The sequence below is a fragment of the Xenorhabdus hominickii genome, assembly GCF_002632725.1.
In the GTDB taxonomy this organism is placed as follows: Bacteria; Pseudomonadota; Gammaproteobacteria; order Enterobacterales; family Enterobacteriaceae; genus Xenorhabdus; species Xenorhabdus hominickii.
Map to the genome: position 1 here is coordinate 537,790 of NZ_NJAI01000002.1, position 20,961 is coordinate 558,750.

General features: G+C 39.9%; 14 protein-coding genes and 2 tRNA genes. 12 read left to right on the top strand and 4 right to left on the bottom strand.

The features are described from left to right. Positions 1 to 610: 610 nt before the first annotated feature. The 10 genes from Xhom_RS09610 (at position 611) to Xhom_RS09655 (ending at position 12,257) form a co-directional block, all read left to right on the top strand. Entirely contained in the window at positions 611 to 1,141 is a 531-nt protein-coding gene (locus Xhom_RS09610; protein ID WP_069318446.1) for a fimbrial protein, read from the top strand. A 268-nt stretch (positions 1,142 to 1,409) separates the two neighbouring features. Further along, on the top strand, positions 1,410 to 2,096 hold the full coding sequence (locus Xhom_RS09615) for a fimbrial biogenesis chaperone (RefSeq protein WP_069316324.1): 687 nt from the start codon (positions 1,410 to 1,412) through the stop codon (positions 2,094 to 2,096). A 95-nt stretch (positions 2,097 to 2,191) separates the two neighbouring features. Then, positions 2,192 to 4,717 (top strand): fimbria/pilus outer membrane usher protein, encoded by a 2,526-nt coding sequence (locus Xhom_RS09620; RefSeq protein WP_069316323.1) that lies wholly within the window; start codon positions 2,192 to 2,194, stop codon positions 4,715 to 4,717. Positions 4,718 to 4,729: 12 nt separating this feature from the next. Next, positions 4,730 to 5,614, top strand: coding sequence for a fimbrial protein (locus Xhom_RS09625; protein ID WP_069316322.1), 885 nt, complete (start codon positions 4,730 to 4,732; stop codon positions 5,612 to 5,614). A 252-nt stretch (positions 5,615 to 5,866) separates the two neighbouring features. Beyond that, on the top strand, positions 5,867 to 7,558 hold the full coding sequence (gene menD, locus Xhom_RS09630) for a 2-succinyl-5-enolpyruvyl-6-hydroxy-3-cyclohexene-1-carboxylic-acid synthase (protein WP_069316321.1): 1,692 nt from the start codon (positions 5,867 to 5,869) through the stop codon (positions 7,556 to 7,558). Further along, positions 7,519 to 8,325 (top strand): 2-succinyl-6-hydroxy-2,4-cyclohexadiene-1-carboxylate synthase, encoded by an 807-nt coding sequence (gene menH, locus Xhom_RS09635; protein WP_069316320.1) that lies wholly within the window; start codon positions 7,519 to 7,521, stop codon positions 8,323 to 8,325. Before menD ends, menH begins: the two co-directional genes overlap by 40 nt. 13 nt (positions 8,326 to 8,338) lie before the next feature. After that, complete coding sequence (gene menB, locus Xhom_RS09640) at positions 8,339 to 9,196, top strand: 1,4-dihydroxy-2-naphthoyl-CoA synthase (RefSeq protein ID WP_069316319.1); 858 nt, start codon at positions 8,339 to 8,341, stop codon at positions 9,194 to 9,196. Then, entirely contained in the window at positions 9,196 to 10,176 is a 981-nt protein-coding gene (menC, locus tag Xhom_RS09645; RefSeq protein ID WP_069316318.1) for an o-succinylbenzoate synthase, read from the top strand. The genes menB and menC overlap by 1 nt, the downstream gene beginning before the upstream one ends. Further along, positions 10,167 to 11,588 (top strand): o-succinylbenzoate--CoA ligase, encoded by a 1,422-nt coding sequence (menE, locus tag Xhom_RS09650; RefSeq protein WP_069316317.1) that lies wholly within the window; start codon positions 10,167 to 10,169, stop codon positions 11,586 to 11,588. Before menC ends, menE begins: the two co-directional genes overlap by 10 nt. A gap of 126 nt (positions 11,589 to 11,714) precedes the next feature. After that, positions 11,715 to 12,257, top strand: a complete 543-nt coding sequence (locus Xhom_RS09655) for a YfaZ family outer membrane protein (protein WP_069316316.1) — start codon at positions 11,715 to 11,717, stop codon at positions 12,255 to 12,257. Positions 12,258 to 12,315: 58 nt separating this feature from the next. Here the strand turns inward: Xhom_RS09655 and tyrP are convergent, their stop codons facing one another. The 3 genes from tyrP to Xhom_RS09670 all read right to left on the bottom strand — a co-directional run bounded on the left by tyrP (position 12,316) and on the right by Xhom_RS09670 (position 14,235). Next, complete coding sequence (gene tyrP / locus Xhom_RS09660) at positions 12,316 to 13,521, bottom strand: tyrosine transporter TyrP (protein ID WP_069316315.1); 1,206 nt, start codon at positions 13,519 to 13,521, stop codon at positions 12,316 to 12,318. A gap of 544 nt (positions 13,522 to 14,065) precedes the next feature. Beyond that, positions 14,066 to 14,141 (bottom strand) — tRNA-Thr (locus Xhom_RS09665). Positions 14,142 to 14,147: 6 nt separating this feature from the next. Continuing rightward, positions 14,148 to 14,235, bottom strand: a tRNA-Ser gene (locus tag Xhom_RS09670). 212 nt (positions 14,236 to 14,447) lie between these two features. On the opposite strand from Xhom_RS09670, the gene rcsD reads away from it, so the two are divergent. Both rcsD and rcsB read left to right on the top strand, forming a co-directional pair. After that, positions 14,448 to 17,171, top strand: a complete 2,724-nt coding sequence (gene rcsD, locus Xhom_RS09675) for a phosphotransferase RcsD (protein WP_069316314.1) — start codon at positions 14,448 to 14,450, stop codon at positions 17,169 to 17,171. A 1-nt stretch (position 17,172) separates the two neighbouring features. Then, entirely contained in the window at positions 17,173 to 17,823 is a 651-nt protein-coding gene (gene rcsB, locus Xhom_RS09680) for a response regulator transcription factor RcsB (RefSeq protein WP_069316313.1), read from the top strand. A gap of 66 nt (positions 17,824 to 17,889) precedes the next feature. On the opposite strand, the gene rcsC is transcribed toward rcsB, so the two are convergent. Then, the gene (rcsC, locus tag Xhom_RS09685; protein WP_071933862.1) at positions 17,890 to 20,778 is read right to left on the bottom strand and encodes a two-component system sensor histidine kinase RcsC; all 2,889 of its coding nucleotides are present in this window, start codon (positions 20,776 to 20,778) and stop codon (positions 17,890 to 17,892) included. Between the last annotated feature and the right edge of the window lie 183 nt (positions 20,779 to 20,961).

Genomic DNA, 20,961 nt, shown 5'->3' on the forward strand with positions numbered 1-20,961 from the left:
CTTCAGGGTAGATAATTGACGCATCGTTCAGCCGATGCGTATCCGGACTTTCAGTCCGTTAATCACTAACCCACCTACTTTAGTAGGTGGTTGTTGAGTTATATCTTTTTGAATTGTCAAATAATAGTTTATATATAGAGATTAATAACATTGAGTAAAGTAACTAAAATGAACTATTTTTATTGGTGAAAGAAAACCATAGTTAAAATCTATAGAATGATAGTAATTGTTAGTTTGCTAATTATATATTGTTTTTAAATTAGTGAATTTTTAGCATTATATTCATTAATTTCATCTATGTAAAATATCATTTGGTAAGCATTTAGGGAAAATATAGAATAATATTCTAATTATATATTTTACTTAGATCATTATATTGATATATCTGAGATTTTTACTATTATGATCCCGTCTTGTCGAGAGTATGCGAGCGACCCCACAAAAGGCCACGTAGGGGGCGTAAGCCTGCTTTTTTGATGAAAAGACAATTGCTGTAGATGCGTGATATTTAGTATTAAAGCTGTCTATCAAGTAAATTAACTTATTTCCTTATCGTCTGTAATCAGTCGAGAGGATATTTTTTATATATTGACTAATGGGGTTTAATTTAATGAAATCTAAGCTGCTTCTTTCTTCTCTTTTTGTATATTCGTTATTTGCTGCTACTGCAAATGCAGCAGATGGAACAATTAAATTTGAAGGAGAAGTAATACAGAATGCTTGCAAGGTTCATAGTGATTCTGATAACCAAATTGTTAACATGGGCGTAGTTAGTGCGGATGCATTTAAAAATGTGAATGACACTGCTGCGCCAACAAGATTCCAAATAAAATTAACTGATTGTCCAACAGACATGAAAGAGAAAAATGTCACTATTAAGTTTGATGGTCCTAGTGATAACGACAATAGAGAGCTTTTATCTTTGACTAAATTGAATAATGCTGCAACTGGTGTTGCCATTGGCATTTATGAAGAAAATACTCAAACTCGTGTTCCTGTAGCGGGAACTTCTAATTCAAATTTACTTCATCATGGCTCTGAACAAGAATTAAGATTTATCGCGAAATATGTTGCTACAAAGGATAAAGTGGGTCCTGGATCTGCTAACGCCGTGACTAATTTCACCATTGTTTATAATTAATAGAGAGAGCTTTGTATATACCTAATAAATTTTGAGTTACATTGATGTGGCAAGTGAGTGAATCTGAGAATCGTAGGTAGCTACGTGATTGGAGTTAATTATCGCAGCCAACAAATATGTTACTTGAGATATTAAAGGTATATTAAAACCTAGCAGGGACGCTTGGGTTATTCAACTGAATAAATACCCAATTAATTTCAAATTGCACTTTAGCTAATAAATGAAAAATTGAAAAATGAGGGTGTACAAATTATAATTGGGCGGAGAAATGGCTGTGTCATGTTATCGTTTACTATGTATTATTCTTTTATATTTTTTGAGCTGCAGCTTTGTCGTAGCCGGTGTTGTTGTTGGTGGAACTCGTGTTGTTTATTTAAGTGATAAAAAAGAAGTATCCATATCTGTCAATAACCCGGAAGAAGAGGTTTCTTATCTTATTCAAAGTTGGATTCAAGATGAAAATGATAAGATAAAAACGCCTTTTATTGTAACGCCACCTTTATTTAAATTACCGGCGAACAATGAAAATATTGTGCGTATTGTTAACGTTGATAATCAATTACCTATGGATAGGGAATCTATGTTTTGGTTTAATGTTAAATCGATTCCTGAGACGTCAAATGCTGAATCAAATGTAAATCAGTTGCAAATTGTGGTGAATTCGCGCTTAAAACTGTTCTATCGACCTGTACAATTGAAGGAAAAGGCGGCTACTGCGTATAAGAAATTAAAGTTTAAGCAAGAAAATGGTTTTTTGATAGCCCAAAATACTACACCTTATTTTATTTCTTTTTCATCTCTATCTGTTGATAATCATGATATTAAACAAGCCGGTATGATTAAGCCTTTTGATCAATTAAGTTGGCCTTTGCCACTAAAAAATAGCCGAAAAGTGAGTTGGAGAGTTATCAACGATTATGGTGGAGTAACACAAACTGAGTTTGCTGAGATCTAGTTAGAAACCTATATTTCTATTGCTTAAAATAATAACAGAAGACGGTTGGATGGATATTTATCAATTAATTTTATCAGATTATTATAAGTTTAAATATGTCAAAGTATATCAAGCATAATCTTGCTGGCGATTTATATCGTGGTAGGAATTATAGTTTTTTACTGTCCATGTTGATTATGGCAGGGAATTTATTTTTTCATTTAAATGCATGTGCGGAAAATAAATTTAATATCCATGCCCTGAAAATTGGAAATGATTTACCCGAAGATATCGATCTTTCTATTTTTCAGAATGGTTTTCAGCCACCCGGTACTTACTGGGTGGATATTTATTTAAATAAAAAGGAGGTGAGGGAAGCGAATGTTGAGTTTGTTTTAAAAGACGGTAAATTACAGCCAAAAATCACGGTTAGGCAATGGCGAGATATGGGGGTGAAAATTGACTCATTTCCTGAATTGACTAATTTCCTTCCAGAAACAGTGATCACAGATATTGGTAAGTATATCCCATCTGCCAATGTAGAATTTAATTTTAATCAGCAGAGATTGAATATTAGTATTCCTCAAGCAGCGTTGGACTATCGTGTGAGAGACTATGTTTCTCCTGAATTATGGGATCAGGGATTAACTGCATTATTGGTGAATTATAATTATAGTGGAGCCACAAATTGGCAAGAGAACCGTAGTTCGACACAGAATAATTACCTGAATCTCAGATCAGGAATGAACTGGTATGCTTGGCGCTTGCGTAATAACTCTGCTTATTCGGGGGGAAATCACCGCTGGAAAAATATTAGTACGTATTTACAGCGTGATATCCATTCCTTAAAGGGGCAATTGACTGTTGGTGATGGTTTCACATCCAGTGATCTGTTTGATGGTATTGAATTTCGAGGAGTTCAGTTTGCATCTGATGAGAATATGTTACCGGATAGCCAGAAAGGTTTTGCGCCTATTGTGCGTGGTATTGCTCAAAGTAATGCACAAGTCACAATCAAACAGAATGGTTATGTCATTTACCAGATTTATGTTGCCCCTGGTGCCTTTGAAATCAGCGATCTCTATCCAACGGCATCCAGTGGTGATTTGGAAATCATTATCAGAGAAGCTGATGGACGTGAGCGTAGGTTTACTCAAGCGTCTGCTACCATGCCCACTATGTTACGAGAAGGCAGTATCCGGTATTCACTGGCGATGGGACGTTATCGCTCCGTCAGTAATAATAGCCGCAAACCTTATTTTTCCCAAGTAACATTGACTTATGGTCTTCATAATCGGCTTACAGCTTATGGTGGCGCAATTTTATCCCGTGATTATCAATCTTTGTTGTTAGGTTCAGGTGTTGATTTTGGCAGTTTCGGATCATTCTCTTTAGATACAACTCATGCCAATACCCGATTACCATCACACCAAAAACATGCAGGACAAGCTTATCGTCTGAGATACGTGAAAGATTTTTCATTGACCGGAACGTATTTGACGTTGGCGAGTTACCGTTATTCAACGGCAGGGTTTTATGATTTCAACGAAGGTAATCGTATTGGGGATAACAGTAGGTTGTTTGAGCATTTTAATAAGAAAAGCAAATTGCAATTGCAAGTCAACCAAACATTGGGCGACTTTGGTGGTATCTATGTTACAGCATTGCAGCAAGATTATTGGCAGAAGAGCGGTTATGAACGTACATTCAACGCGGGTTATAACATTAGCCACCAAGGGATCAGCTATGGGTTGAATTATTCTTATAACTTTCGCCCAAATTCTGGCGGTCGCGAACAATTATTCGCTCTTAGTATCCATGTTCCTCTTGACCGTTGGTTGAAGCACAGTTGGGCAAATTATAGTGTCAGTCTCGATAAGAACGACAGAACTTCACAGCAAATAAGTTTAAATGGAACTGCGCTTGAAGATAATAATCTGTTCTACAGTTTGCAGCAGAGCCATGTGAATAAAGGAGAAGGCGGCAGTGGAAATATTCACGGGTATTATAAGGGAGCCTATGGACGAATTAATGCAGGGTATAATTACCAACATAATGGCCAGCAATTAAATTATGGCCTTAGTGGAGGAGTGGCACTCCATCCTTATGGACTGACTTTATCGCAAGAATTAGGTGAAACAGCGGTTTTGGTCAGAGCGGAAGGTGCAAAAGACATCAAAGTTGCCAACAATACTGCTGTTGCCACGGATTGGAACGGTTATGCGATTGTGCCGCAAGTCAGTAGTTACCGTAAAAATCGGGTAGCTCTGGAACCACATTCATTTTCAGATGATGTCGATATTGATGTGAATACACAAGCTGTTGTGCCAACAAAAGGCGCCCTCGTTTTAGCTAACTTCCGAACACGAATGGGAAATAGGGTGTTAGTGCATCTGCACTACCGTGGTAAACCTGTACCTTTTGGCGCCAAAGTCACTTTGGAGAATTCAATGGCATTGGGTGAAACCAACGGCGCAATTGTCAGCAGTGAAGGGCAAGTTTATCTCACGGCGCTGCCGGATAGTGGTCAATTGCAGGTGAAATGGGGATCGTCAGAGACCAAAGCCTGTTTGGTTAATTATGTTTTGCCGGAAAAAAGACCGCAATCTGGCGTATACACGTTGGATAGCAATTGCGAATAGGGTTTGGTTTATATGTTTATTCTCCATAAAAAATACCGATTATTATTGGCAGCCAGCATTATGCTGCTTGGGTTGTTCGTCAGTACCTACAGTCGCGCAGGTCCTTGTCTTTTTGATCCTAAATTTGCTGAGCAGAAAATATCTGTTTCAGCCGGAATATTTCTTGTGCGCAGAGAACTGAATGTGGGTGAAATCATTGGTTCTTATCCAATCAATACCATTGGGATCAAAAATTACACATGCGATGATTCGGAAAAGGTGGAATGGGAATTCACGGGCTATCCGCTGATTGCGATAAATAGTGAGGAGGGGCTTCATGATTCTGGCATATCCGGTATAGGGATACGGATGAATACTCAAGGTAATGAGACTAAGGTTGAGTTTGTGAAGACAAAACCTAAAACAGGTTCTGGTGTTATAACTTCAGGGTTGATCACTGCTCGTTTGGACGGAACTGCCATTTATTCTTTTTATCTTAATGAAATACACTTTATTACACCTAGCTGTTCTTTAAAGGAGAATAATATTCTGGTACCAATGGGTAAGATCGGGAAGACACAATTTGCTGGTATCAATAGTACGGCGGAAGCTCGTTACTTCAAGGTCGATTTGGCATGTAATATCAGCGCACCAATTGAATTAGTCATGGGGTCAATTAGGCCAAGCAATGCTAACGATGTACTGGGGCTTGACCAAGACAGCAATTCGGCTGGTGGAGTTGGACTTCAGGTTTTATATCAGGATCAACCTGTCATATTCAATTCGCCGGTTAAAATCGGCATGAGTACAGATGGGGTTTATTCTATTCCTTTCAAAGCGCGTTATATTCAGACAAAAAGCCGGATTATGGCTGGCAAAGCTAATGCAACCGCCACATTGAATATCATTTACCCTTAAACAGGGTGAGCAGTTACCTTCTCCATCTTTCTGATTGACACTTTCATCCACTTGAATCACATAGTTAGCCAGTTATCATATGGCTAACTATGTGATTGGGGGTCTATTTATTTTCTATTTCAATAATTAAATGGCAATTCTTTGAACTAAGATAAGGAAATTGCTTTTATAAGCATTAATACAATGAATGCGTTATATAATACATCTTATTTTTTGAGCTTTACTTTGTGAAAAGAAATCCTCGAACATCCTATGTCAAACAGTGCACTGAACCGCCGTTGGGCGGAACTTTTATTAGAAGCTTTAACCCGCCACGGATTACGTCATGTTTGTATTGCCCCTGGTTCTCGTTCAACACCCTTAACATTAGCGGCTGCAGCGAGTCCTAAACTGATTTGCCATACTCATTTTGACGAGCGGGGATTAGGTCATTTGGCACTCGGATTGGCAAAAGCGAGTAAAGAACCTGTTGCAGTGATTGTGACGTCAGGAACGGCGGTTGCCAATTTGTATCCCTCCTTGATTGAATCTGGCTTGACGGGGGAAAGGTTGGTTTTTCTCACTGCCGATAGGCCACCAGAATTAATCGATTGTGGCGCAAATCAGGCGATCCGCCAGGCAGGTATTTTTGCCTCTCACCCTAGCCAAACACTTTCACTGCCACGCCCGACCACCGAAATTCACGCCAATTGGTTGGTTTCTTCTATCGATAATGGAATGTCAAACTTGAAACAAGGTGCATTGCATATCAATTGTCCATTTGCTGAACCTTTATATGATAATGATGGAACGGCGTATCGAGATTGGCAGCAAACATTAGGGGAATGGTGGCAGGGAAATGAACCGTGGCTGTTCCAACCGGAAATTCATACTACGGCAAAGGCAGCCGATTGGGATCACTGGCGGCAAGAACGGGGCATTGTGCTGGCTGGCAGAATGAGTGCTGACGAAGGTAAGCTCGTTGCTCGATGGGCAGAAGAAATGGGTTGGCCGCTGATCGGTGATGTGCTATCTCAAACAGGGCAACCTTTGCCTTGTGCTGATTTGTGGCTGAATCATCCCCGTACTCAGGCAATTTTGGCTCAGGGGAGATTGGTGATTCAATTTGGTGCCAGCTTGACCGGAAAACGATTGTTAAAATGGCAAGCTCAATGCCAACCTGAGCAATATTGGATCATTGATCCTATTGCTGGCAGGCTTGATCCGGCTAATCACCGGGGACGCAAATTTACTTGCCGCATAGCGGATTGGTTACAGGTTCATCCTGCTCATGATATGAATTCCTCGTCTTCTCAATTATCTTGGGCTGATGAGTTGAACGTATGGTCAAAAAAAGCGTTCGAATGTGTTGAAACAAGGCTGGCAGGGAGATTCAGTGAAGCGGCAGTGGCGCATCAATTGCATCAATTATTGCCAGAGCAGGGGCAATTGTTTGTTGGCAATAGCCTGATTGTGCGCTTGGTTGATGCTTTGGGACAGCTTCCTGCGGGTTATCCGGTTTACAGCAATCGCGGTGCCAGTGGTATTGATGGATTGATCGCAACTGCAGCAGGCGTACAACGAGCTACCCATAAACCGACACTGGCGATTATTGGCGATATCTCAGCGCTTTATGACCTGAATAGTTTGTCTTTATTACGCTACCTTTCCGCGCCTATGCAATTGATTATAGTCAACAACAATGGCGGTCAAATTTTTTCGTTGCTGCCAACACCACCAAAGGAGCGTCAACGTTTTTACTGTATGCCGCAAGATGTCAATTTTGATCACGCTGCTGCGATGTTCGGTCTGAATTATGTTGCACCGCAAAATTGGTCGGAGCTAAAACAATATTCTGAACAAGCATGGGAGCGTAAAGAGACAACATTGATTGAATTAAACGTTGCAGATAGCGAAGGGGCGATATGTCTGCAAGAATTACTGAAACAAGTGGTTGTGCTGTGACATTGCATTGTCAGACGTTTCATTCACATAATCAGGGAGCATGGCTGGTCTGGTTGCATGGTTTATTGGGAAGAGGTAATGATTGGCTGCCATTGGTGAATGCTTGCGATCAATACGCTTCATTGATTGTTGATCTACCTAGTCACGGTAATTCTGCTGAGATGATTGTACCAGACGGTTTTGCCGAGATGAGCGAGTTGCTGAATGCAACTTTATCTGAATATCGGATCAATGATTATTGGTTGATTGGTTATTCTCTGGGGGGACGAATAGCTATGTACCATGCGATCCACGGTAAGCATGAGGGCTTGCGGGGATTGCTGGTGGAAGGAGGAAACCCCGGATTGTTTTCTCAGCAGGAGCGTAATGTGAGATTGCAGGACGATCAACATTGGGCGCAGCGTTTTCGGCAAGAATCCATTGCGTCAGTTTTGGCTGATTGGTATCGTCAGCCTGTATTCGCTTATTTAACATCGGTACAGCGTGAGCAATTGATTCATCTTCGCAGCCAAAATAGAGGTGATTGCATTGCTGACATGCTGGAACAGACTTCTTTGGGGCATCAACCTTGGTTAGTTTCTGATTTACAGAAAATGACGACACCTTTTACCTACTTATGTGGGGAAAATGATCTTAAATTCCAGAACATAGCGAAGCAGTATACACTGCCATTAAAAACCATCCCTCGGGTTGGACATAATGCTCATTATGGCAATCCTGCGGCTTTTTCTGCCGCAGTGAACCATTTTTTATCACTTTTTGGTTAAGGATGCATCAGTAATGCGTTACCCAAGTGAAGAAAAACTATACGCTCCCATTGAATGGCAAGATTGTTCTCAAGGGTTTGAAGATATTCTTTATCATAAATCCGCAGATGGTATTGCGAAGATTACGATTAATCGCCCACAGGTACGCAATGCGTTCCGTCCTCTGACTGTTAAAGAGATGATGCAGGCGCTGGCTGATGCCCGCTATGATGATACGATTGGCACTATTATCCTTACGGGGATGGGTGATAAGGCTTTTTGTGCCGGAGGAGATCAAAAAATCCGGGGCGATTACGGTGGTTATAAAGATGACAGCGGAGTGCATCACCTGAACGTATTGGATTTTCAACGCCAGATTCGTACTTGTCCTAAACCTGTTGTTGCTATGGTCGCCGGATACGCCATCGGTGGTGGACACGTGTTGCATTTGATGTGTGACCTGACCATCGCGGCGGATAACGCTATTTTCGGTCAGACTGGCCCTAAAGTCGGTTCTTTTGACGGTGGTTGGGGCGCATCGTATATGGCGCGTATTGTAGGACAGAAAAAAGCGCGTGAAATCTGGTTCCTGTGCCGTCAATACAATGCTGAAGAAGCTCTGAATATGGGGCTGATCAACACTGTTGTGCCTTATGTTGATCTGGAAAAAGAAACAGTACGCTGGTGTCGTGAAATGCTGGAGAACAGCCCGATGGCGTTGCGTTGCTTGAAAGCAGCGTTAAATGCTGATTGCGATGGTCAGGCCGGTTTGCAGGAGTTGGCGGGGAATGCCACCATGCTGTTTTACATGACGGAAGAAGGACAGGAAGGACGTAATGCATTCAATGAAAAACGTAACCCTGATTTCAGCAAATTCAAACGTAACCCATGATGCGTAAAGCAACATTATACCAATTCAGCCTGCCTATGGAGGCAGGTGTTATTTTGCGTTATCAACGGCTTAAAACCCGTGATGGGTTTTTGGTTCATTTACAGGATGATGGGCAGGAAGGCTGGGGAGAAATTTCCCCATTGCCAGAGTTTAGTCATGAAACTCTCGAACAAGCTAAAATAGCCACCGAAGAATGGCTGCAACAGTGGTGTCTGAACGCTCAACCGAAAGAAAGTTATCCTCCTTCTGTTGCTTTTGGCCTCAGTTGTGCGCTGGCTGAATTGCGGAGAGAGTTGCCCGCAGATGCGGATTATCGCAAAGCCCCATTATGTACTGGTGATCCCGATGAGGTGATCCTGCGTCTGGGAAATATGGCCGGGCAGAAAATTGCAAAAGTGAAAGTTGGGTTATATGAAGCTGTACGTGATGGCATGGTCGTAAGTGTAATGTTGGAAGCCGTTCCTGACCTCCAACTACGATTGGATGCCAATCGTAGTTGGACACGTACAAAAGCGGACGGTTTCGCTAAATATGTCAATCCAGATTATCGGCCAAGAATCGCTTTCCTCGAAGAGCCTTGTAAAACCCGTGAAGAATCTCTGGCATTTGCCCGTGAAACGGGGATTGCCATTGCATGGGATGAAAGTGTGCGTGAAGCTGATTTTACGATAGAAGCACAAGAGGGGGTGTCAGCTATTATTATTAAACCGACATTAGTTGGCAGCATTGCCCGTTGCCATCAATTGATCGCGGAAGCGCATCAGTTAGGATTGGAAGCGGTGATTAGTTCCAGCATTGAAACCAGTTTTGGTCTGACACAACTTGCTCGTCTTGCCCATTGGCTGACACCTGATTCACTCCCCGGACTGGATACTCTGGATCTTATTCAGTCACAGTTGATCCGTTGTTGGCCTGACAGCAAAATTCCTTGTGTCACATTGGATAAGCTGGAAACCGTGTGGAGTCATGAATGTCAGTAACAGAATGGACTTGCTGGCCTTGGCTGTATTGGGCTGAGGTTCACCCCCAAAAGCAGGCCATTCAATTACATGATGAGCCATTAGATTGGCAGCAATTGGCAGAAAAAATCAATTCCCTTGCTGTTCATTTTCAACAACAAGGGGTTTCTGAAGGTAGTGGTATTCTGCTCAGAGGCAAGAATAGTAGCGAATTGCTTCTGTGTTATCTTGCTGCTTTGCAGTGTGGAGCAAGGGTGTTACCTCTTAATCCTCAATTACCTGATTCATTGTTGGCGGAGTTGTTGCCTCATCTCAATATGATTTATGGGGTGGATTTTACCGATTCGCCTTCATCGGCTATTCAGGTCAGAGAGCTTGATTGGAAACCTAAACTGCCATTGATGTCCGAAAAAAAATTGGTGTCCGAACAAAAGCTATCGTGGCAAAGCCATCGTCCTGCTAGCATGATTTTAACCTCAGGTTCATCTGGGCTGCCCAAGGCTGCCGTACATTCTATTGGCGCTCATCTTGCCAGTGCTCAAGGTATTCTTTCCTGCCTGGATTTTCAGCTAAATGACAGTTGGTTACTTTCATTGCCGCTGTATCATGTTTCCGGTCAAGGTATTCTTTGGCGTTGGTTACAAACAGGGGCAAAATTGGTATTGCGGGATTTATATCCATTGGATCGTGCGTTATCCGGTTGTACCCATGCATCACTGGTTCCGACTCAGCTTTGGCGTTTATTGGATCAACCACGTGAGCATCAATTGACGTTAAAAGAAGTGTTATTAGGGGGAGCAATGATACCCACAGGATTGACTCAGCAGGCCGAACAGTTGGGGATCCGTTGTTGGTGTAGTTATGGCTTGACAGAAATGGCATCCACTGTTTGTGTAAAACGGGCCGATGGTTTGTCTGGTGTAGGGATGCCGCTTCCCGGAAAATTTATTCGTTTGGTGGATGAAGAAATCCAAATCCGGGCTGATAGTATCGCCAGTGGTTATTGGTTTGATGGAAAACTGAAGCCATTGACAAATAAAGAGGGGTGGTTTTCGACGCGTGATCGCGGTGTATTTGAACAGGGCGAATTATGTATTCTGGGGCGCCTCGACAATCAATTCTTTAGCGGCGGCGAAGGTGTTCAGCCAGAGGATATAGAACAGGTTATTAACCTACATTCCCAAATCGAACAAAATTTCATTGTCCCCATTCCGGATATTGAATTTGGCTATCGCCCCGTGGCCGTGATTCAAACACAATGCCCTGAATTGACAGAAACATTGGCTGATTGGCTCTCAGGTAAGCTAGCAGCTTTTCAGATCCCTATAGCCTGCTATTTGTTACCTCCACAGATGAGCAATGGTGGGATAAAAATTTCACGCCAACAAGTTAAGCAATGGGTAGCGGAACAATTTTTCAAACATGTTGAATAATAATGGTGTTTACATATCTTGAGAAATATACATGTTTAATTGCTTTCGTTCCCTATGTCATCACATGAATTTCAGTACAATCGACTAGGCCATGTTGGCATTTACGGACTGAAAAGGGACCAAAGTATGAAAGGTTTGATTGCTATCAGTGCAGCCAGTTTACTCTTTGTAACTGGTGCAGCAAATGCGATTTCTGTAGATTTTCAATCAGGAAAGCATAATACAAGTACATCTGTAAGGCTTGGTGATAAAAATGCCGGTCTATCTCTGACAGGAAATTGGACCCGCAGTGATCACAATGGAAAAATTTCGAGTTTAGCTCTCGGTTTTGGTCTACCTATTGGGTCATTAGCAGTCAATGCTGGCGGTAAGGCACTTTATTTATCCCCAAAAGATGGAAAAGATGGAGCTGCATTAGCTGTTGGCGGTGGTTTGAATTGGGCAGTGTCACCTTCACTATCCCTATATGGTGAAGCTTATGGTTCACCATCAGGTTTAACTTCAGGTATGAATTCTTATACTGAAGCTTCTGGAGGCGCGCGTTATACTTTGTTTAAATTCATTTCCCTAGATGCAGGTTATCGCATCATTGATATAAAAGGAAAGGATGGTAACCGTAATAATAAAGTCTCAGATGGTTTTTTCGCTGGCGCAGGTATTAGTTTTTGATCAATTTATTAAAACATCCGCATACATATTGATGCGGATGTTTTTGAACAAGGTAAAATTATCCTACGGAGGGCAGTAAGCCTGTAACGATAGCCATCTGAATTGCAATAACCGCAATACCACATAAAAAGACAAAGACTAAGGCTGGTTTCCCTCCTTTGACCCGATATCCTCCCTGATTCTCTGCACGGCTCTGCCAAACTAATAGGCAAGGTAATAACAGTGCCAGAATAGAAAGAGCAACAGCAGCAAATGTCAGTGCCATCACAAAGTTAGGGTAATACAATGCGCAGAGCAATGGAGGGACAAACGTCACTAATCCGGTCTGTAAACGCCCTTTGGCATGGTTACGACGTTTTAGCAAGTCAGCAAGATAATCAAACAGACCCAGAGAAACCCCTAGGAATGAGGTAGCCAGAGCGAGATCAGCAAACAGATGGACAGCCAGTTCTACTTTTGGTGAAGCAACAACTTCTCTAACTGCTTGCAAGAAGCCATTTAGCCCGGACTGCTGTGCAAGAATACCCACAAAGGTATTTGAAGAAATGGCACCAAGAGTGACCAATTGCCACAAGATATAGGCGCACAGAGGAATAGCACTGCCGATGATAAAGATCTTTCTGAGTTTATTGGTATCTCCCCCCATATAGGAAACAATACTCGGTATACTGCCGTGAAATCCGAATGAAGTAAAAATCACCGGAATGGCTGACAGTACTAAGCCTTGTTCTATAGGCATTGAAATCAAGTTGATTTTATCAACATGAAGCATCATCACACCGAGCACAAGTACCAAAAAAATAATTTTAGCGGTAAACAGCAGGCGATTAATCAGGTCGACGGATTGGGTTCCGATACAGACTACCCCTCCAGCAATGATAGTAAAAGCGATGATTCCCGCAGAGACAGAAATTGGTTTATCTAACCAAGAAGAAAGGCTGGCTGCCAACAATTCTCCTGCACCACTAATATAAGCTGTTGTTAGGGCATACATCAGGAAAAGCATACTGAAACCCGTCAACACCTGCCCACCAACGCCAAGATAGCGCTTTGCAATCGTACCCAGCCCAGTATTAAATTTATTATGTTGATAAACTTCCACGAGCAGGAGTGCGGTATAACTCATTAATGCCCACAGGGCGACCAGCATGACGAATGTGGTTCCAAATCCTACGCCTGCCGCTGCCAATGGCATTGCCAGCATTCCTGCTCCAATCGTTGTTCCTGCAACGATAAAAATACTGCCAACAGTGCGATTTTTCACGCTATCCTCGTTTCTGATTATGTTGAAAAAATAGTTATAAGATTGGCAGGTTAAATGATTGATTTATAGCTGTCAAATCTATGGTACATCATATGTAAAATTATATTTACACTATAAGTGACGTTTTGATGATGTCATATGTTATATAAAGATAAGAAAATGATTTTATATCGAAGTCTTATTTATCTAATGGCACAACGGTACTGGATAGATTTTAATTTGTAGTACGGCGCTAATTGACCTAACTGCATAGCACATGGATGACTCTAATCTTGTGAATGGAGATCGCTATTTGATGTTGTTAAATTTTATATTAAGTTAAAAAACAATCAAAATCTCCTTTGTTGAATAACAAAATTTATTAGTATGTCCAAATAATAATGAGTTTGAAAAATGGGAAAAATTTTGTGATAGAGCAAGAGAAAGTGAGTAAGAGGGAAAGAAAAAGTACGCGAATAGGGTGGGGATGTTCAGAAACAGAATGTCCGAAAAGTAAAAACCCGCTATTTCACCGAATGATTACGGGAAATAACGGGTTTTTGTATGGTGCCGGCTACCGGAGTCGAACTGGTGACCTACTGATTACAAGTCAGTTGCTCTACCAACTGAGCTAAGCCGGCGAAATTTGGCGGAAGGATAGAGATTCGAACTCTAGGATGGTTTCCCATCGGCGGTTTTCAAGACCGCTGCCTTCGACCGCTCGGCCATCCTTCCATGGCGCGAGATTATGCCTATATCAGTTTGATGTGTCTAGCCCCCCAAAGAAAAAAAATCGTATTTTTTTACTGTTTGCTCAATCTTCGATCTGCAATGGCCTTTTTATTCATTAACCTGCTAGTATTAAGCCCAATATTCTGGCTTATTTATCTACAGATTGATGTTACGCTGACCAAAATATATTCATATTAAAGGTAATTATCCAAAGAATGTATAAACAACCACCAATCAAGCCATCTGCTATTCCTCGTTTCTACGCGTTATTTATTACTTTGCTTTTTACGTCTCTCTTTTTATTCGGGTATAACTATTTTGATATTTGGTTGATGGAGAAAAAATATGCTATCAGTAGCGTAACAGCGAAGATGAGATTGCAGATCGAAGATTATCGTTATCACGCAAATCATATCTTCGAGCAATCAAATATGCTGCCGACCTCCTCTCAGGAGACAACACCCTTGATAAGACTGAGTCCCAGTGTTTATTGGTTGGAAAATCGTCATCAGGCTGTTGATGCAATTATTTTCGGTCAATATAACGATTCAAGTATTCAACTTGTCCAGCGACTTTCGAGTTATCTGGAGATTCTTTGGGGACCTAGTAATGAATACCTGTCAATGTATTATCTCAATGGGCAGGATAATAATTTGCTATTGGTGACGACGCATTCGATTTTAAAACCAGAAATCAGGTTTAAGAAGAGTTATCTAACTTTAAATCCTGAAGCTAGACGTACTGATATGTTAGAGCAGTCTATTACTCTGGAGGAAAAAGAAAGCATTTCTACTATCCACGTATTACGTGAAGAGAATATTTATTTCTATACCTATAAAGCTGCATTTAATGCTACAGGGCAGTTAACCACCATTATCGCTTTTGATCTACCGATTAATAATCTTTTGCCGATTGATATGTCACCAGCAAACTTTCGTCTGAATGCAATAAATTTATATGATAGCGAAGCTTCTAATAAAGTTGAAGTTTCATTGAACGGTTTTTGGTTGGAGTTTTCTCAATCGATTAATATCATGCCTTATAAGCTGATTTATCAAGTTCCACTGAAAACTCTGATTGTGGATTTATTGTTCAGAAATGTCTGGCTTCTGTTATCAATATTGCTTTTCTTTCTGTTTTCTCTGAGTGGATTATTTTATATCCGTCGGCGATATATTGCACCAAATGCATTCATGGATCACGAGCTGAGAATTAAAGATTCTCTAAATAATGATATTATCTCCAATATCCCTGTCGGATTGTTGATCTACGATTTTGAAGAAAATCAGATAATAATTAGTAATAAAATTGCAGAACAGTTGATACCTCACCTAGATTTGAATAAAGTTAGAATCATGGCACAACAACATCATGGTGTAATTCAAACATCCATTGATGAGATGATTTATGAAGTGAAAATGTATAACAATAACTTATTGCCAGAAACTTACCTATTTTTACTACAAGACAAAGATCAGGAAGTCATGGTAAATAAACGATTACAACTTGCTCATCGTGAATATGATAAAAGTATTCAGGCCCGGCGTTTAATGCTTTCAAATATTAACAATGAAATAAATCATCCAATTAAGGAACTGAATGAGATCGTTGCTCAATTGAAGCAAGTATCACAAGGTGAAAGTGAGCTATCGTTGCTGGATAAGTTATTAGCTAAATCGGAAGACATCACTGGTTGGGTGAAAAATATTTCATTACTCAATGAGTTGGAGTTAGGTGACTGGAAGCCAACTAATCAAGTGTTTTCTTTATCTTCACAATTGGAGCATATCCTGAAGGCTTCTTTACCGATATTAAATGCCAAGGGGTTGAGAGTTTATTATCATTTTAATATTCCTCATGAATATTTATTCTTTGGGGATGGTGAAGCACTACATAAAATCATCACGTTGTTATTTAATTATGCTATAACAACGACCAGCTATGGCAAAATATCGTTGACTGTTAATAGTTCTGGTAAATATGACAACCATATTCAGATTGAACTCATGGATAGTGGTTTTGGTTTGAGTGAAAGAGATTTGACCAGTTTGAATTATCCTTTCTTGAACAAACCAACAGAAGACAAGTATTCTACCAATTCTGGTATGACTTTTTATTTATGTAATCAGTTATGCAAAAGAATGGGGGGAAGTTTTGAGATTAAAAGTAAGTTGGGGTTGGGGACTCATTATGTCATCAATTTGCCTTTGTTGCAGCATGATGATGATAGTGAAACTCCCCAGATTTTAGAAGGGATTACGGCTTTAATTGATATCAATAATCCTGAGATTAGAAAAATTATTCATACCTATCTTAATAGTTATGGTGCGGCATACTTAGAAAAAAGCAAAGAGAAGGTTGTTGAAGAATACGATATTATTCTCACGGATAAGCAGTATAAAGAAGAAAAACCAACTATATTATTAGTAAGCAGCTTAGCAGGGTTCAAACAAGTGAAGCTTGGTATGGTTCAATGCAATTACAATTTTGTTGATGCTGTTATCAATGCAATATCGTTTTTGATCGAAGAAAGTTTCAGTTTAGAGGAATCTGGAGAAACGACTGAAAATGCTAAACCAACATACGATTTTGCTGAGAGTGGTAATTTTAGTGAGGGCACTGAGAGCAATATTTGCAATATTATTAAAAGTTATCAAACTCAGTTGGAAAATAGTAATTACAGGAAATTATTTATAGAGACAGTACCTATGGATATCACAGCACTGTATGCTAATATGGAAAGACATGATTTGATATCACTTTCGCAAACGGTACACCGCCTTAAGGGTGCGTTTGCTATGTTAGATTTAGAATTTCTCAGGTCATCATGTGAGGCATTGGAAGAACACATAGCAGACAATAATGAAGTAAAAATCAAAAATAGCATCAGCTTCATTGATTCTTTTGTCATAAAGCTGTTGCAGCAAGGTAACGAATAATATGAATAACCTTAACGTCATTATTGCCGATGACCATCCCATCGTTTTATTTGGCATCCGCAAGTCACTTGAACAAATTGAGTGGATTAATGTGGTCGGTGAATATGAAGATTCAACCACGCTCATTAATAACTTGCAAAAGAAAGAAGCAGACGTTCTCATAACGGATTTGTCAATGCCGGGGGATAAATACGGCGATGGCATCACCTTGATAAAGTATATTAAACGCCATTACCCTGCATTGGCTGTCATTGTTCTCACAATGAACAATAATCCGGCTATTTTAAGCGCTGTACTTGAACTGGATATTGAGGGAATAATATTAAAGCAAGGAGCTCCAACTGATTTACCTAAAGCACTTGCCGCTTTGCAGAAGGGGAAAAAATTTACACCTGAAAGCGTGTCTAAGCTATTAGAAAAGGTGAATGCTAATGGTTATGGGGATAAACGCCTGTCGCCGAAAGAGAGTGAAGTGTTGCGTTTATTTGCCGAAGGTCTTCTTGTTACTGATATTGCCAAAAAACTTAATCGTAGTATTAAGACGATCAGTAGTCAGAAAAAATCTGCCATGTTAAAACTGGGAGTCGATAACGATATTGCGTTACTTAACTATCTATCTTCTGTCACCATTGATCAAAATCTTGGTAAATAAACAAGGATTATTCTTAATAGCAAATCGGTAGTAATAGTTACTGATTTGCTATTATTACATAATTATCTACGCATCTGGGGATTCGTTTTCTTGCCGTAGTGCTGTAACTTGAAGTCTATCTGGTAAATATTCTATTAATACTTCTTTTAAGACTGCCAATGACACCGGTTTTGATAAACAGTCATCCATTCCTACATTAGCACAGCGTTGTTTTTCTTCCGCTAATGCATTGGCAGTAATACCAATAATGGGTTTGGTATAGCCTTTGCTCCTCAAGTATTGTGTTAGTTCATACCCATCCATCTTTGGCATATTAACGTCTGTCAGAATAATATCAGTTGGATTATTTTTCAGAATCTCGATGGCATCAAGACCATCACTTGCTGTTGATGAACTGAATCCTATTGAATTCAGTTGTTCGGCCAATAAATGACGATTGATAGGGTGATCATCAACAACTAGTACTTTAACTGAGTGTAGGTGCTTATCGGATTGAATAATTTGAGTTGAAGAAGAAATAGTTGAGATAGGGATAGAGGGAACAAGACTGGATGCTGCATGCAGATTATCCAGCATACTATCCAGCTCACTCAATTCATAAGTGTTATACACCCAATAATTTTCCCGAATTTGTTCTGGTGGGCCGATATGTCTTTCTGATAGTTCTAAACAGGAATGTACAGAAATGTTCGACTCATTAGGTTGGTCACAAATGAGTAGTTCAGTACCCTCTACTTTGTCCTCGTTATATAGGGCGACTTGAAAATGATTCTGTGTAAGAAAACGCTGTAAGTACTTTTCCAGAAAATCATTGCACATTGCCAGTAAAACCTTTTGTTGAGCACGCTGTTTCGAAACTGATTTTTTATCAAATTTAACACCGTACAGAGGAAGGCGGATGGAAAAGATACTGCCTATATATTTTTGTGAAACGAATTCAATATCGCCATCCATTAAATTGATCAACTTTTCACAAATAGCCAGCCCCAATCCTGTTCCTTGTGAAGAACTTTCTTTATTGGTACTAATTTGAAAAAACGGTTCAAACAATTGGAATTGTAATTTATCTTCAATTCCAATCCCGGAGTCTTTGATGCTGGTATATAGGTAGCCATGCCTTGTTGTCACGTCAATGACAACGCAGCCAGAGGTTGTGAATTTGATAGCATTGTTCAGCAAATTAGAGATAATTTGCTGTAATCTTACTGGATCATTGCGAATGATATCGGGAACATCTGGTTCAATATAGCAATATAGACCTAACCCTTTTTTGGCTACGAGGGGAAGGTAGTTTGAAATCACGTGAGATATTATTTCTCGACAACTGAAATCTTTGGGTTCAATTTTTAATTGCTTAGATTCTATTTTAGAAAAGTCGAGAATATCGCTGATAATTTTCAGCAACAATGATGATGAGTTATTCATTGTTGCCAGTAATCGTGCAGATTCGGTTGGCAATGAATGAGATTGAATGAGTTCCAGATTGCCAATAATTCCATATAGTGGTGTTCTTAGTTCATGGCTGACGGTTGCAAGAAACATGGATTTTGCCTGATTGGCTTGTTCTGCGGCAGAAGCCATTTCCTGCAACGATTTTTCCATTTTCACTCGGGTGCTGACATCTATTAACACACAGATTGCAACTTCTTCATTACGATAGCGTGAGTGTACAAAACTAATTTGCAGGTGGTTATGGTTGCTGGTGACGACATCAATATAGCTGCTGGTTTTATCGCAAATGATATCGACAATACGTTTTTGGTCTTCATATGTCAGCATTCGAGTGTAGTTATGCGCTAGCTCATTACTTAAGATGTTAACGCCATCACTGATCCTTAAAATACTGATCCCCACGGGAGCTGAAGCGACAATCTTATGGTTAAATTGTTCATTCTCTTCAAGGCGTATTGCGTTATCTTCGGCTGGAGAAAATATTTTGCGTTCGAATAGCCAGACAAAAAAGATAATTAAGATAGCAGAAATAATATTCAGTACGATGCTATTAATAACTTTGCTTTTGAGTTCACCGTAAATATGTTTTAGTGGCAGTGAATAAACCACATACATTGAAGAAGGTAATAAACGTCGTACTAATAACAAAGAGGTAAAGTTTTCATCGTAACCAAAAGACGATACTTGAATGTTGAGATTTATGAGGGATTGTTTACTATTATTTTTTATAGGGTATTGTAGTTCAAGTTGATTTAATTCGTTCAACAGCATGATTGTGATGGGAATATTTTTTTTTTGGGCAAAACTTTCTAGCGTGATAGGTTTCTCGAGACCGACGATCCCTACCATTTTCCCATTAATATAAACTGGTGTAATAGCATAAAGGTAACCACCGTCCGTTCTAGCATTGGGTAAAATCCAAAAGAGAGTCCGTTCTTTCCCTGGCTCTTTCATGTTGGCGAGTTTATGAACGTTTTCATAGACCCCTTTTTTTAGTGTGTCAGGTTCTATTATCTTGTTATAAGAGGATAAGTTGGTCATGCACATGCTTGGTGTTTCAACGAAAAAAATCTGAGTTATTCCATTTACTGTCGCAATATTATTTTTCCAAAATGAAATTAATTGACTCAATGAATCTATATAATTATGTGTACCCTTGCGTAGAAGGTTACAATCGAAATTGGCATTAAGGGGAATGTAGGAGAAAACAGAGTTATTATATGGCAGAGTAACAGTGAGATCATTTGCATTGTTTGGTGATAAACTTTTCTCCGACATATATTGAATATCACGTAGGATACTAGTGATATTCCGCATATAAGAAAATGCTGCATCGTAGTTAGAATTAAATTCCTGGCGAACATCCGATTTGGCTTCATTAAAAAAATTAGCCAAATAAAAACTGGTTAATAAGGCTCCGAGTGCCCATAGCATAAATCCAAGCACCCGAAAAAGGTTACGGGATATCTTTAATGACGTTCGGAAAGAGGATAGATATCTCAAGAGATCGCCTGATGAAAAACAATGATTAATAATAACTGCTCACAGCATATACTAGTGTAGCAGGGAATACAAAGTCACATTTAGTTATTACTCATCCTTCGTCAAAAATTTGCACAAAAAAAGCAGGCATTTGGATGCCTGCTTTATTATTTTGATGGCTATACAGCAGAATCATAATAAGGT

What these genes read in the sequence shown, in the direction of transcription:
- Xhom_RS09610 (WP_069318446.1), top strand. Translation starts at nt 611, where the DNA reads ATGAAATCTAAGCTGCTTCTTTCTTCTCTTTTTGTATATTCGTTATTT.
- Xhom_RS09615 (WP_069316324.1), top strand. Translation starts at nt 1,410, where the DNA reads ATGGCTGTGTCATGTTATCGTTTACTATGTATTATTCTTTTATATTTT.
- Xhom_RS09620 (WP_069316323.1), top strand. Translation starts at nt 2,192, where the DNA reads ATGTCAAAGTATATCAAGCATAATCTTGCTGGCGATTTATATCGTGGT.
- Xhom_RS09625 (WP_069316322.1), top strand. Translation starts at nt 4,730, where the DNA reads ATGTTTATTCTCCATAAAAAATACCGATTATTATTGGCAGCCAGCATT.
- menD (WP_069316321.1), top strand. Translation starts at nt 5,867, where the DNA reads ATGTCAAACAGTGCACTGAACCGCCGTTGGGCGGAACTTTTATTAGAA.
- menH (WP_069316320.1), top strand. Translation starts at nt 7,519, where the DNA reads ATGTCTGCAAGAATTACTGAAACAAGTGGTTGTGCTGTGACATTGCAT.
- menB (WP_069316319.1), top strand. Translation starts at nt 8,339, where the DNA reads ATGCGTTACCCAAGTGAAGAAAAACTATACGCTCCCATTGAATGGCAA.
- menC (WP_069316318.1), top strand. Translation starts at nt 9,196, where the DNA reads ATGCGTAAAGCAACATTATACCAATTCAGCCTGCCTATGGAGGCAGGT.
- menE (WP_069316317.1), top strand. Translation starts at nt 10,167, where the DNA reads ATGTCAGTAACAGAATGGACTTGCTGGCCTTGGCTGTATTGGGCTGAG.
- Xhom_RS09655 (WP_069316316.1), top strand. Translation starts at nt 11,715, where the DNA reads ATGAAAGGTTTGATTGCTATCAGTGCAGCCAGTTTACTCTTTGTAACT.
- rcsD (WP_069316314.1), top strand. Translation starts at nt 14,448, where the DNA reads ATGTATAAACAACCACCAATCAAGCCATCTGCTATTCCTCGTTTCTAC.
- rcsB (WP_069316313.1), top strand. Translation starts at nt 17,173, where the DNA reads ATGAATAACCTTAACGTCATTATTGCCGATGACCATCCCATCGTTTTA.